This window comes from Phaeospirillum tilakii, assembly GCF_042683125.1.
GTDB lineage: Bacteria > Pseudomonadota > Alphaproteobacteria > Rhodospirillales > Magnetospirillaceae > Phaeospirillum > Phaeospirillum tilakii.
On record NZ_JBHUIY010000019.1, the window covers coordinates 37,791 to 50,199 of the forward strand.

Consider the following 12,409-nt stretch of genomic DNA (forward strand, 5'->3'; position numbering starts at 1 on the left):
CTGGGGCGGTCGCGATCCGGGCGGGACGACAAAGCGGGCGTCAGTTGTTCTTGGCGCCCTGTTTGATCCACAGGCGGAAGGCGTCGCGGTCGCACTGCGACAGCTTCTTCTTGCCGTGGGGCATCCGGATCGAGGGATCGACCTTGTGATCGATCAGACGCATCAGGCTGCTGGTGTCGGGTTCGCCGGGCACGATCATCGGCCCGAACTTGGTGCCCTTCATCAGCCCCTCGTAGGAACTGAGGTCGAGGCCGCTGGCCTCGGTGCCCTGGCCGCCGGGGTGATGGCATTCGAGACATCGACCGACGATGATAGGGCGGATGTCCTCGGAATAACTGATGACCTCATCCTTGGCCCAGGCGGCCCCCGCCGGCCCGAGCAGGATCGCGACGGCGAACAGGGTAAGCGACCGTTTCATGCTGGCCTCCCTCCCTCTGGAGACGATGATACGCGCTCCAGTTTCGCACAAGCGAGGCCAAATGCAATTGGCGTTGCGGGCGGGGCGGACATCTCCGCCCCGATCCACTCACAAGCTTGACTCGACCCACTCGAACAACTTGCTTTTCGGCAGCGCGCCGACCTTGGTCGCGGTGACCGCCCCGTTCTTGAAGATCATCAGGGTGGGGATGCCGCGCACGCCGTATTTGCCCGGGGTGGCCGGGTTTTCGTCGATGTTGATCTTGGCGACGGTGATCTGCTCCGCCTTGTCGCGGGCCAGCTCTTCCAAGGTCGGGGCAAGCTGGCGGCAGGGGCCGCACCATTCCGCCCAGAAATCGACCAGGACCGGGCCGGCGGCCTGCAAGACCTCGGCCTCGAACGAGGAATCCGTCACAGTCTTCATTGAGCACGTTCCTTGTGTTTGCCGGGCCGCCGCGCGGCCCGGGACGAGCGGGAGAGTTTCCCGAATTGCCGGGACGAGCCGGAGATGCGGGCACTGTAGCCGCAAACATGGGGCCTGTCACGATCGGGGGCAAGCCGCGCCTGGGGGGGGCCCTGCCCCGCTCCGCCTCAGTGAGTCCCGCCGCCGCCGAGATTGAGCAGCACCACCCCCACCAGGATCAGCCCGATCCCCACCAGCGCCAGCGGCGGCAGCCTTTCGCCGAACCACAGCCAGCCGATCAGCGCCACCAGCACCAGCCCGACCCCGGACCACACCGCATAGGCCACCCCGACCGGCACCGTCCGCAGCGCCTGGGACAGGCCATAGAAGGCCAGCCCGTAGCCGGCCACCACCCCCAGCGCCGGCCACAGCCGGGTGAAACCGTCGCTGGCCTTCAGCGCCGAGGTGCCCGCCACCTCGGCCAGGATGGCGCCGCCGAGCCACAGCCAGGCCTGCATCCGTCTGCTCCCGGGTTGGAGAAAGAACGGCCGGCGCCCACCGCCGGCCCCCTTCTGCTTTGCACCAAACCCGCCCCGGCGCAAGTCCGGCGGTGAAAGCGCCCCCTGTCCCCGGCCGCCCGGCTGCGGTAGGCTCGGACGGCAACAGCGAGGGAGGACGGCGATGGCGCCGGCACCGCAAAGCGAAATCGCCACCCTGATGGAGCAGGCCGCCGCCCGCTACCAGGCCGGCGACCTGGCCGGCGCGGCCGAGACCTATGGCGCGGTGCTGAAGCGCCAGCCCGACCGGGTCGAGGCCTGGTTCAACCTCGCCACCCTGCTCCAGTCGTTCGGCCAGCCCGAGGCGGCGGTGCGCGGCTATGACCAGACCCTCGCCCTGCGGCCCGAGCATGCCGACGCCTGGCTCAATCGCGGCGTGGCGCTGAAAAGCCTCGGTCAGGCCGAGGCGGCGCTGGCCAGCTACGACCGCGCGGTGGCGCTGCGGCCGGACTATCCGCTGGCCTACAACAATCGCGGCAACCTGCTGAAGCAGATGGGGCGGGCCGACGCGGCGCGGGCCGATTACGACCGGGCGATCGCGTTGCAGCCGGCCTATGCCTCGGCCTATTCCAATCGCGGCGCGCTGAAGGCCGATCTCGGCGATTACGCCGCCGGGCTGGTCGATTACGAGCGGGCGCTGGCCTGCGACCCCAGCCACGCCGAGACCTGGTTCAACCGGGGCAACGCGCTGTGGGAGCTGGGCCGGGCGGAAGAGGCGCTGGTCAGCTACGAACGGGCGGCGGCGCTGCGGCCGGGCTATGTCGATGCCCACCTCAACCGGGGCGGCGTGCTGAAGGAATTGCGGCGGAGCGAGGCGGCGATCGAGTGTTTCGACACCGTGCTGACCATCGCCCCCGGCTTCGCCGAGGCCCGCTTCAACAAGGCGCTGTGCCGGCTCCAGCTCGGCCAGTGGGATCAGGCCTGGCAGGATTACGAATCGCGCTGGGGCACCGCGCTGATGCGCGGCTGGACCCGGCCGTTCCCGCAGCCGCACTGGCAGGGCGAGGACCTCGCCGGCCGCACCATCCTGCTTCATGCCGAGCAGGGCCTCGGCGACACCCTGCAATTCTGCCGTTACGTCCCGCTGGTGGCGGCGCGCGGCGGCCGGGTGGTGCTGGAGGTCCAGCCCGGGCTGCGGCCGCTGCTGGCCGGGCTGACCGGCGTGGCGTGGATGGTCGAGCGCGGCGAGGACCTGCCGCCGTTCGACCTGCATTGCCCGCTGCTGAGCCTGCCCCGGCTGTTCGCCACCAATCCGGCGACGATCCCGCCGCTGCCGCCCGGCCTCGCCGTGCCGTCCGAGCGGCTGGCGGCGTGGCGGGCGCGGCTGGGGCCGGCGACCCGGCCCCGGATCGGGCTGGCGTGGCGCGGCAGCCCGGTCCACCAGAACGACCGCCACCGCAGCCTGACGCTGGCCCAGATCGGGCCACTGCGCGGGGTCGGGGCCGAGCTGATCTCGGTGCAGAAGGACCTGCGCGCCGAGGACGCCGCCACCCTGCCGGCCTGGCCCGGCCTGCGCCATTTCGGCCCCGAGCTGGACGATTTCGCCGACACCGCCGCCTTGTGCACCCTGTGCGATCTGGTGATCGCGGTCGATACCAGCGTCGCCCATCTCGCCGCGACGCTGGGGCGGCCGACCTGGATCCTGCTGCCGGCCCGCAACACCGACTGGCGCTGGCTGCTCGACCGCGCCGATTCGCCCTGGTACCCCGCCGCGACCCTCTACCGCCAGCAGCGCGGCGAGCCGTGGCCGGCGGTGGTCGGGCGCGTCGCCGCCGATCTCGAGAATTTCCTCAGCCGATCGCCTGCTTGAGGCCGGTTTCCTCGGCCAGGGCGGCGAGCTTGTCGCGGGTGCGCGGGTCGCGCCGCAGCGAGGCCACCACCGCGCGGATCACCCCCGAGACGTAATCCTCGGAAAAGCGCCAGCGCCGGTTGATCCAGAAATATTTGCCGTCAAAGCTGATCTCGGGCATCGGGTTCCCCTCCCTGGGCCGCCGGTGGCGGCGATGGGGGAGAAAAATAGCATGGCCGCGACCAGGGAGCGCGGTGACGGTTTCGGGACACCGCTTGGCCGAAAGGCTCCGCCTCTCGGCGCTCTCCGCGCGGGGCCGGCGGCCCCGCGACCCCGGTCGTTTACAGCCGGGCGGCGAGCGCGGCGATCAGGCCGGCCCAGTCGCCGGGCTCGGTCTGACGGGCCAGGGTGACACTGGGGTACCAGGGCGAATCGGTCCGGTCGAGCAGCCAGCGCCAATCGACATTGTGGCGGGGCAGCAGGAGCCAGGTCGGCCGCCCCAGCGCGCCGGCAAGGTGGGCGACGCTGGTATCGACGCTGACCACCGCATCGCACAGGGCGCACAAGGCGGCGGTGTCGGCGAAGTCGGTCAGGTCGGGGCCGAAATGGCGCAGGCCGGACAGCGCCGCCAGCGCGGGGCGGTCGGCGGGGCGGATCTCCTTCTGCAACGAGATCAGCTCGAGTCCGGCCGTCAGCAGCGGCGCGAACAGCGCCAGCGGCAGGCTGCGGTTGCGGTCGTTGCGGTGGGCGGGATTGCCGCTCCAGGCCAGCCCGATCCGCCTGGCCGGGGCCGGGCCCAGCCGCTGCCGCCACGCCGCCAGCCGGGCCGGATCGGCGGCGAGATAGGCGGGCGCGGCCGGCAGGGTGGCGAGGGTGGTGCCCAGCGCCAACGGCAGGCTCAGCAGCGGGCAATGCAGGTCGAAATCGGGCAGCGGCGCGCCCTTGGCGATCAGTTCGGCCCCGCCGGCCAGGGTGGCGAGCAGCGGCAGCAGCGACCGTTCCGCCTCCAGCACCACCCGGCCGCCGCGCGCCGCCACCAGCGGGACGAAGCGGCAGAACTGGAGGGTATCGCCGAGGCCCTGTTCGGCATGCAGCAGCAGGGTGCGGCCGGCGAAATCCTCGCCGCGCCATTGCGGCTGGACGAAATCGCGCCGGACCCGGCGCAGGGCGCCGCAGCGCCAGCGCGCCTCGTAGCCGGCCCAGCCCTCGGCCCAGGCCCCGGCCTGCAACTGGCACAGCGCCTTGTTCCAGGCGGCATCGGCATAATCGGGCCGCAGCGCCAGGGCGCGGTCGAAATCGGCCAGCGCCGCGTCGCGACGGCCGAGTTCCTTCAGCACGTTGCCGCGATTGCTGTAGCCCTCGGCGAAATCGGGCTTCAGCGCCAGGGCGCGGTCGTAGCTGGCCAGCGCCGCCTCGAAGCGGCCGAGGTCGTACAGCGCGTTGCCCTGGTTGCTGTAGCTTTCGGCGAAATCGGGCTTCAGCGCCAGCGCGGCGGCGTAGCAGGGCAGCGCCTCCTCCGCCCGGCCGAGCTGCTTGAGGGCGTTGCCCCGGTTGCCATGCGCCTCGGCCAAGGCGGGATCGAGCGCGATCGCCCGCTCGAAGCTGTCCAGCGCCTCGGCGAAGCGGTCGAGATCGGCCAGCACGATCCCCCGGTTGAGCCAGGCCTCGGCATGGTCGGGCCGGCGGGCCAGCGCGGCGTCATAGGCGCCAACCGCCTCGGCCGACCGCCCCAGCGCCTTCAGCACCTTGGCCCGGCCGTAATGGATCTCGCCCGGGGCGGCGGCGCCGGCCAGGGCCAGGGCGCGGTCGTAGCTGGCGAGCGCCTCGTCCCTCCGCCCCAGTTCGCACAGGGCGTTGCCGCGATTGGACAGGCTTTCGACCCGGTCCGGCTTCAGCGCCAGGGCCCGGTCGTAACTGTCGAGCGCCTCGGCGAACCGGTCGAGCGCCTGGAGCGCGTTGCCGCGATTGACCAGCGCCTCGGCATGGTCGGGCTTCAGCGCCAGGGCGCGGTCGTAGCTGGCGAGCGCCTCGGCCGGCCGGCCCAACTCGGCCAGGGCGTTGCCGCGATTGTAATGCGCCTCGACATAAGCCGGCCGCAGCGCGATCGCCCGGTCATAGGCCTCGACCGCCGCCTCGATCCGGCCGAGATCCTTCAGCGCCCCCCCCCGGTTGAAATGGGGATCGGGATGATCCGGCCGCAGCGCGATCGCCCGGTCGTAGCTGGCCAGCGCCTCGTCGGCGCGGCCGAGCAGATGGAGAATGTTGGCGCGGTTGCCGTGCGTTTCCGCCTGGGTCGGGGCCAACGCGATCGCCCGGTCGAAATCGGCCAGCGCGCCGGCGAGATCGCCCAGCATCTTGCGGACATTGCCGCGATTGCCGTGGGCCCCGGCATGGCCGGGATTGACCGCCAGCGCCCGGTCGAGCATCGCCCGCGCCTCGGCCCCCCGCCCGCTTTGGGCCAGACAGACCCCGAGCAGGTTGAGCGCGTCGAACTGGCGGGGGAGGAGCTTCAGGACCTGCCGGTAGGCGGCGGCGGCGGCCTCGATCCGGCCGGCCCGATGATGGGCCAGCCCTTCCTGCAACAGAAGCCGGGGATCCTTGCCCATCCGCGCCTCGCGACTATGCGGGGCTGCCGCCCCGGCCCCGCCCGGAGGCTGGCGCCTCCGGACCTCCCCCTTTTTTTACAAAAAGAAGGGGGTCCGGGGCATCGCCCCGGCCGGGCCCGCGGGCGGGAGCCCGCGTAACCTAAACGTCAGGCCGCCGCGCCGTGGCAGTGCTTGAACTTACGGCCCGAGCCACAGGGACAGGGGGCGTTGCGCGACACCGCGCCCCAGCTGGCGGGATCGTTGGGGTCGATCTGCACCGGGGCGATGGCGCTGACCGGCTCGGGGTGGCTTTCCTGGGCCTGCGGCGCGGCCGGGGTCAGCGCCGGACCGAGATCGGGATCGCCGACCCGCAGTTCGACATGGGCCAGCACCGAGGTGACCTTCTCGCGCAGGTCGTCGAGCGCCGCCTCGAACAGGTTGAAGGCCTCGCGCTTGTATTCGTTGAGCGGGTCGCGCTGGCCATAGGCGCGCAGGCTGATGCCCTGGCGCAGATGGTCGAGCTGAAGCAAGTGGTCCTTCCACACCTGATCGAGGATCTGCAACAGCAGGCTCTTCTCGACCATCCGCATGGTGTCGGTGCCGTATTCCTGTTCCTTGGCCGCCATCTTGGCCTCGGCGGCGGCGACGATGCGGTGGAGGATCTCCTGGTCGGCGATCCCTTCCTCCTTGGCCCATTCGGCCACCGGCAGGTCGAGATTGAGGACGCGGCGGACCTCCTCGTGCAGGCCGGCGACGTCCCACTGGTCGGCGAAGGCGCGCTCGGGGATGCAGCGGGTGACCATCGCCTGGATCACGTCCTCGCGGAAGCCGGCGATCTCCTCGGCCACGCTGTCGGCGGCCATCAGCTCCTTGCGCTGCTCGTAGATCACCTTGCGCTGATCGTTCATCACGTCGTCGAACTTCAGCAGGTTCTTGCGGACGTCGAAATTGCGGGCCTCGACCTTCTGCTGGGCCTTTTCCAGCGCCTTGTTGATCCAGGGATGGATGATCGCCTCGCCCTTCTTCATGCCGAGGCGCTGGAGCATCACGTCCATCCGCTCGGAGCCGAAGATCCGCATCAGGTCGTCTTCCAGCGACAGGAAGAACTTCGAGGCGCCGGGATCGCCCTGGCGGCCCGACCGGCCGCGCAACTGGTTGTCGATGCGGCGGGATTCATGGCGCTCGGTGCCGATCACGTACAGGCCGCCGGCGGCCAGCGCCTCCTGCTTGGCCACCTCGACCTCGGCGCGGATCGCGGCGATGCGGCGCTCGCGCTCGGCCGGGTCGGTCACCTCGGCCAGTTCCAGCTTGATCCGCATCTCGACATTGCCGCCCAACTGGATGTCGGTGCCGCGGCCGGCCATGTTGGTGGCGATCGTCACCGCCCCCGGCACGCCGGCCTGGGCGATGATGTAGGCTTCCTGCTCGTGATAGCGGGCGTTCAGCACCTGATGCGGGATCTTGTGCCGCTTGAGCAGGGCGGAAAGCTGCTCCGACTTCTCGATCGAGGTGGTGCCGACCAGCGCCGGCTGGCGCCGCTTCTGGCAATCCTCGACCAGCACGGCGATGGCGTCGAGCTTCTCGGCCTGACCGCGATAGACCTCGTCGTCCCAGTCCTTGCGCGCCACCGGCACGTTGGTGGGGATCTCGACCACCTCAAGCCCGTAGATCTCGGCGAACTCGCCGGCCTCGGTCATCGCGGTGCCGGTCATGCCGCCCATCTTGGGATAGAGCCGGAACAGGTTCTGGAAGGTGATCGAGGCCAGGGTCTGGTATTCGTTCTGGATGGTGACGCCTTCCTTGGCCTCCAGCCCCTGGTGCAGGCCCTCGGAGAAGCGGCGCCCCTCCATCATCCGCCCGGTGAACTCGTCGATCAGGATCACCTTGTCGTCCTTGACGATGTAATCGACGTCGCGGGTGAACAGGTAATGGGCGCGCAGGGCCTGGTTGACGTGGTGGACCAGACTGACGTTGCCGACGTCGTAGAGGCCGCCCTTCAGCAGCCCGGCCTCGCGCAGCAGCACCTCGACCCGCTCGGTGCCGCGCTCGGTCAGGGTCACCGCCTTGACCTTCTCGTCCTTTTCGTAATCCTCGGCGGTCAGCAGCGGCATCACCTTATCGACCAGCCGGTACAACTCGGAATTGTCCTCGGTCGGGCCGGAGATGATCAGCGGCGTGCGCGCCTCGTCGATCAGGATCGAATCGACCTCGTCGATCAGGGCGTAATTGAACGGCCGGTGCGACATTTCCGCCAGACTGAACTTCATGTTGTCGCGGAGATAGTCGAAGCCCAGCTCGTTGTTGGTGGCGTAGGTGATGTCGCAGGCGTAATTCTGCTGGCGCTCGACATCGTTGAGGCCATGGACGATCACCCCGACGCTCATGCCGAGGAAGCGGTAGATCTGCCCCATCCACTCCGAATCGCGGCGGGCGAGGTAATCGTTGACGGTGACGACATGGACGCCCTTGCCGGTCAGGGCGTTGAGATAGACCGGCAGGGTGGCGACCAGGGTCTTGCCTTCACCGGTGCGCATCTCGGCGATGCGGCCCTGGTGCAGCACCATCCCGCCCAGCAGCTGGACGTCGAAGTGACGCTGGCCGAGGGTGCGCTTGGCGGTCTCGCGCACCACGGCGAAGGCCTCGACCATCAGGTCGTCGAGGGTTTCGCCGTTGGCGAGACGCTGGCGGAATTCGTCGGTCTTGCCCCGCAACTGGTCGTCGGACAGCTTGGCGATGTCGGGTTCGAGGGCATTGACGGCTGCGACCTGCGCCCGCAGCGGCTTGAGAACACGGTCGTTGGCGGAACCGAAAATCCGCCGGGCAATGGCGCCGAACATTATGTGAATCCCCGCACCCAGATGGTCTCCGCCCCCCCGCGCGGGGGGGCGGTCGCGACCGGCAAGAGATAGAGGCCGGCCCGGTCGCTGTCAATGTCAAGCCCCGCCCCGCGCCCCCCGCCGGGTGGGGGGCGGCCGCGCCGTCGCTTGACTTCCGCCGACCAAGGAGAATATGACCCGCAGGATGCGTCGCTGTCGCCCACGGTCGAAAAGAGGTTGAACCATGAGGGAAGGGCATGTCCGCGCCGCCGTCACGCCGGTCCAGCCGCCGCTCTCGCCGGTGTTGTTGCTGGGCCTTGCGCTGCGGCCGCTGCGTCCCGCGCTGTTGCAGCCGGTGTTCGATGGCGTGTTGAAGATGTTGCGCCGCCGCCATCCCGAACTGCTCGATCGCATGGCCGATTACGCCAGCCAGCCGGTCTGCATCGATCCGGTCGATCTGCCGTTCATGATCCTGCTTGATCCCCATCCGGACGATCCCCGCCTCACCGTGCGGCGCGAGGTCGATCCGCAGGAGGTCGCCGCCACCATCCACGGCCCGCTCGAAATGCTGCTGGCGCTGGCCGAGGGCAAGGTTGACGGCGATGCCCTGTTCTTCACCCGCCGCCTGGTGATCGAGGGCGACACCGAGGTGGTGGTGGCGTTGCGCAACGCCATCGACGGCGCCGGCATCGACCTGATCGAGGACGTCGCCGCCGAGCTTGGCCCGCTGGCCGGGCTGTTCCGCTCCTGCGCCTCGACCGCGGTCGGGCTGCTCGGGCGGATCCAGCAGGATCTCGAAACCCTGCGCGCCGCCGTGATCGCCCCCACGGTCAAGACCGCCGATGCCCAGGGCGCCCGCATCGCCCAGCTCGAAACCGAGCTGAAGACGCTGCGCAAGGCCGCCCGTCGAGGAGGACTCGCATGATGGCTTCCGTTCAGCCCGCCCCCGCGCCCGACTCCGCTTTGGTCCGTCCCGAGCTGGTCTGCCCCGCCGGCACCCCCGCCGCGCTCAGAAGCGCGGTCGATGCCGGCGCCGACTGCGTCTATGTCGGTTTCCGCGATGAAACCAACGCCCGCAATTTCCCCGGGCTCAACTTCACCCGCCGCGAGCTGGGCGAGGGCATCGCCTACGCCCACCAGCACGGCGGCAAGGTGCTGGTCGCGGTCAACACCTTCCCCCGCGCCGGCCGCCCCGAGCTGTGGCATCAGGCGGTCGATGCCTGCGCCGAACTCGGCGCCGACGCGGTGATCCTGGCCGACATCGGCCTGATCGACTATGCCGCCCGCACCCATCCCGAGCTGCGGCTGCATCTGTCGGTGCAGGCGGCGGCGTCCAATCCCGACGCGATCCGCTTCTATGCCGAACGCTACGGCATCCGCCGCGTCGTGCTGCCGCGCGTGCTGACGGTGCAGGAGATCGCCGAGGTCAACCGCCGCATCGCCCCGGTCGAGACCGAGGTGTTCGTGTTCGGCGGCCTGTGCGTGATGGCCGAGGGCCGCTGCGCGCTGTCCTCCTACGCCACCGGCCAGTCGCCCAACATCAACGGCGCCTGTTCGCCCGCCTGCGACGTCCGCTACACCGAAACCGCCGAGGGGATCACCTCCGAGCTGGGCGGCTTCACCATCAACAAGTTCGGCCACAACGAGCCGGCCGGCTATCCCACCCTGTGCAAGGGCCGCTTCATCGCCAACGACAAGGCCAGCTACCTGTTCGAGGAGCCGACCTCGCTCAACACCCTGGCGATCCTGCCCGATTTGATCCGGGCCGGCGTCACCGCCTTCAAGATCGAGGGCCGCCAGCGCGGCCGCGCCTATGTCGCGGCGGTGGTGCGGGCGTTCCGCGAGGGGGTGGACGCGGTGCTGGCCGGCAAACCCCTGCCCGACATCGACCTCGACCGCATCACCGAGGGTGGCAAGCAGACCACCGGTGCCTATGAGAAGGCGTGGCGCTGATCATGACCGCTAAGTTGACCCTGGGCCCGGTTCTGTTCAACTGGAAGCCCGAGACCCTGCGTGATTTCTACTTCCGCATCGCCGACGAGGCGCCGGTCGATACCGTCCATGTCGGCGAGGTGGTCTGTTCGAAGCGCACCCCGTTCTTCGAGCCCTACATCGCCCCGGTGGTCGAGCGGCTCCAGGCCGCCGGCAAGGAAGTGGTGCTGTCCTCGCTCGCCTTGATCATGAGCGACCGCGAGATGGGAGCGGCGCGCGACCTCGCCACCGACGCCCCCACCCTGGTCGAGGCCAACGACATCTCGGTGGCGGCGATCACCGCCGGCCGGCCGTTCGTCGCCGGCGCGCTGCTCAACATCTACAACGAGGGCACCCTGGCCGCGCTCGAGGCGATGGGGGCGAGCCGGGTCTGCCTGCCGGCCGAGCTGTCGGGCGAGGCGATCGCCGCCCTGGCCCGCGCCGCCAAGGCCGAGATCGAGGTCCAGGCCTTCGGCCGGCTGCCGCTGGCGATTTCCGCCCGCTGCTACGCCGCCCGCGCCCGCCAGCTGACCAAGGACGCCTGTCAGTATGTCTGCGCCGACGATCCCGACGGGATGCCGGTCGAGACGCTCGACGAGGTGCCGTTCCTGGCCGTCAACGGCACCCAGACCATGTCGTTCCACTACATGGACCTGCTCGGCGACCTGGAGACCCTGGTCGCCAACGGGGTCAAGCGGTTCCGGCTGTGGCCGCAGAACGTCGACATGGTGGCGGTGGCGGCGTTGTACCGCGCCGTGCTCGACCGCCGCATCGCCGTCGCCGAGGCCGAGGAGCGGCTGGCCGGGCTCTGTCCCGGCGTCGCCTTCGCCAACGGCTACATCCATGGCCGGCCCGGCCATCTGTTCATCGACGAAGGCGACGAATAAGCCTCCCTCCTGTCGGGTTTTAGGGTGATGTGGGCTCCGCCCACCCCCGCCAAGGGCCGCAAGGCCCTTGGAACCCTTTGATGGTCGGGCACGGAAAGGCCGGTCAGCTTGGGCGCGGATGTTTGCCGCGCGACGGGCAAGGCGCGGGTTCCAAGGGCCTCCGGCCCTTGGCGGGGGCGGGCAGAGCCCGCGTCTTCTCCTTTCCTCGCCCAGCCCCCCGGTCAGAGTCGGGCCGGGGGCGCGGCCGCCATGTCGAGCAAGTGATTCCCGCCACCCCGCTCCCCGGTGTAAAAGAGAGCGGGTGGGCCGGGCTTCGACCCGTGCGCCGGCTGCGACGGAAGCGGTGATGATGAGCGACAGTTTGGGGGCCTGCCCCGAATGCGACGCCCTCTACCGGCGGCGAAAGCTGCGGCGGGGCGAGGTTGCCCGCTGCCCACGCTGCGGCGCCCGCCTCTACAGCCGCCCCCGGTTCGATCCCGAGCAGATGCTGGGGCTGGTGATCGGCGCCCTGCTGACCTATCTGATCGCCAATGCCTATCCGATCGTGGTGCTGAACCTCCAGGGCTCGATCAACAGCGCCACCCTGTTCGGCAGCATCGCCGCGCTGTGGGGCGAGGGACGCCACCTGACCGCCGTGCTGGTGTTCGCCACCACCCAATTGTTCCCGCTGCTCGACCTCACCATCCTGTTCGCCCTGCTGATGGCGGTGGTGCGCAGCCGGCGGCGGCGGGTCGGCCGGCCGCGCTGGTTCGCGCCGCTGCTGCGCTTCATCCAGGGGATGCGGCCGTGGGGGATGACCGAGGTGTTCATGCTCGGCGTGCTGGTGGCACTGGTCAAGCTGTCGCACATGGCCCGGATCGTGCCGGGCGCGGCGCTGTGGGCGTTCGGGGCGCTGACGGTGATGCTGGCGGTGATCGTCACCTTCGACCTCGCCAGCCTGTGGGACGACCCCGATCCCGCCCCGGCCGACCACTGACCGGAGCG

General features: G+C 70.1%; 11 protein-coding genes. 5 read left to right on the forward strand and 6 right to left on the reverse strand.

What is annotated here, in order from left to right:
* Nucleotides 1-40: 40 nt before the first annotated feature.
* The 3 genes from ACFSNB_RS10795 to ACFSNB_RS10805 all read right to left on the reverse strand — a co-directional run bounded on the left by ACFSNB_RS10795 (nt 41) and on the right by ACFSNB_RS10805 (nt 1,338).
* Nucleotides 41-418 carry a c-type cytochrome domain-containing protein gene (locus tag ACFSNB_RS10795; RefSeq protein ID WP_377316363.1) on the reverse strand — a complete coding sequence of 126 codons (378 nt, stop codon included), beginning with the start codon at nt 416-418 and terminating at the stop codon, nt 41-43.
* Between the two features lie 108 nt (nt 419-526).
* Nucleotides 527-841 carry a thioredoxin TrxA gene (gene trxA / locus ACFSNB_RS10800; protein WP_377316365.1) on the reverse strand — a complete coding sequence of 105 codons (315 nt, stop codon included), beginning with the start codon at nt 839-841 and terminating at the stop codon, nt 527-529.
* A 167-nt stretch (nt 842-1,008) separates the two neighbouring features.
* Nucleotides 1,009-1,338, reverse strand: a complete 330-nt coding sequence (locus ACFSNB_RS10805; RefSeq protein ID WP_377316367.1) for a DMT family transporter — start codon at nt 1,336-1,338, stop codon at nt 1,009-1,011.
* Nucleotides 1,339-1,501: 163 nt separating this feature from the next.
* Here ACFSNB_RS10805 and ACFSNB_RS10810 point away from each other — a divergent pair, with 163 nt between their 5' ends.
* Nucleotides 1,502-3,187, forward strand: coding sequence for a tetratricopeptide repeat protein (locus ACFSNB_RS10810; RefSeq protein WP_377316369.1), 1,686 nt, complete (start codon nt 1,502-1,504; stop codon nt 3,185-3,187).
* Here the strand turns inward: ACFSNB_RS10810 and ACFSNB_RS10815 are convergent.
* From ACFSNB_RS10815 to secA, 3 genes are all read right to left on the reverse strand, one after another.
* Entirely contained in the window at nt 3,168-3,347 is a 180-nt protein-coding gene (locus ACFSNB_RS10815; RefSeq protein ID WP_377316371.1) for a hypothetical protein, read from the reverse strand. The two genes, ACFSNB_RS10810 and ACFSNB_RS10815, sit on opposite strands and share 20 nt — an antisense overlap.
* A gap of 160 nt (nt 3,348-3,507) precedes the next feature.
* Nucleotides 3,508-5,772 (reverse strand): tetratricopeptide repeat protein, encoded by a 2,265-nt coding sequence (locus ACFSNB_RS10820; RefSeq protein ID WP_377316373.1) that lies wholly within the window; start codon nt 5,770-5,772, stop codon nt 3,508-3,510.
* Nucleotides 5,773-5,918: 146 nt separating this feature from the next.
* Nucleotides 5,919-8,588, reverse strand: coding sequence for a preprotein translocase subunit SecA (gene secA, locus ACFSNB_RS10825; RefSeq protein WP_377316375.1), 2,670 nt, complete (start codon nt 8,586-8,588; stop codon nt 5,919-5,921).
* A 223-nt stretch (nt 8,589-8,811) separates the two neighbouring features.
* Between secA and ubiT the strand changes: the two genes are divergently transcribed.
* From ubiT to ACFSNB_RS10845, 4 genes are all read left to right on the forward strand, one after another.
* Nucleotides 8,812-9,492, forward strand: coding sequence for a ubiquinone anaerobic biosynthesis accessory factor UbiT (gene ubiT, locus ACFSNB_RS10830; protein ID WP_377316377.1), 681 nt, complete (start codon nt 8,812-8,814; stop codon nt 9,490-9,492).
* Entirely contained in the window at nt 9,492-10,520 is a 1,029-nt protein-coding gene (gene ubiU, locus ACFSNB_RS10835; RefSeq protein ID WP_377316433.1) for a ubiquinone anaerobic biosynthesis protein UbiU, read from the forward strand. The genes ubiT and ubiU overlap by 1 nt, the downstream gene beginning before the upstream one ends.
* A gap of 2 nt (nt 10,521-10,522) precedes the next feature.
* Nucleotides 10,523-11,425 (forward strand): ubiquinone anaerobic biosynthesis protein UbiV, encoded by a 903-nt coding sequence (gene ubiV, locus ACFSNB_RS10840; RefSeq protein WP_377316379.1) that lies wholly within the window; start codon nt 10,523-10,525, stop codon nt 11,423-11,425.
* Nucleotides 11,426-11,774: 349 nt separating this feature from the next.
* On the forward strand, nt 11,775-12,401 hold the full coding sequence (locus ACFSNB_RS10845) for a paraquat-inducible protein A (protein ID WP_377316381.1): 627 nt from the start codon (nt 11,775-11,777) through the stop codon (nt 12,399-12,401).
* Nucleotides 12,402-12,409: the final 8 nt, after the last annotated feature.

Bases quoted from the DNA above. Each gene is read 5' to 3' on its own strand.
- ACFSNB_RS10795 (WP_377316363.1), bottom strand. From the start codon at position 418: ATGAAACGGTCGCTTACCCTGTTCGCCGTCGCGATCCTGCTCGGGCCG.
- trxA (WP_377316365.1), bottom strand. From the start codon at position 841: ATGAAGACTGTGACGGATTCCTCGTTCGAGGCCGAGGTCTTGCAGGCC.
- ACFSNB_RS10805 (WP_377316367.1), bottom strand. From the start codon at position 1,338: ATGCAGGCCTGGCTGTGGCTCGGCGGCGCCATCCTGGCCGAGGTGGCG.
- ACFSNB_RS10810 (WP_377316369.1), top strand. From the start codon at position 1,502: ATGGCGCCGGCACCGCAAAGCGAAATCGCCACCCTGATGGAGCAGGCC.
- ACFSNB_RS10815 (WP_377316371.1), bottom strand. From the start codon at position 3,347: ATGCCCGAGATCAGCTTTGACGGCAAATATTTCTGGATCAACCGGCGC.
- ACFSNB_RS10820 (WP_377316373.1), bottom strand. From the start codon at position 5,772: ATGGGCAAGGATCCCCGGCTTCTGTTGCAGGAAGGGCTGGCCCATCAT.
- secA (WP_377316375.1), bottom strand. From the start codon at position 8,588: ATGTTCGGCGCCATTGCCCGGCGGATTTTCGGTTCCGCCAACGACCGT.
- ubiT (WP_377316377.1), top strand. From the start codon at position 8,812: ATGAGGGAAGGGCATGTCCGCGCCGCCGTCACGCCGGTCCAGCCGCCG.
- ubiU (WP_377316433.1), top strand. From the start codon at position 9,492: ATGGCTTCCGTTCAGCCCGCCCCCGCGCCCGACTCCGCTTTGGTCCGT.
- ubiV (WP_377316379.1), top strand. From the start codon at position 10,523: ATGACCGCTAAGTTGACCCTGGGCCCGGTTCTGTTCAACTGGAAGCCC.
- ACFSNB_RS10845 (WP_377316381.1), top strand. From the start codon at position 11,775: ATGAGCGACAGTTTGGGGGCCTGCCCCGAATGCGACGCCCTCTACCGG.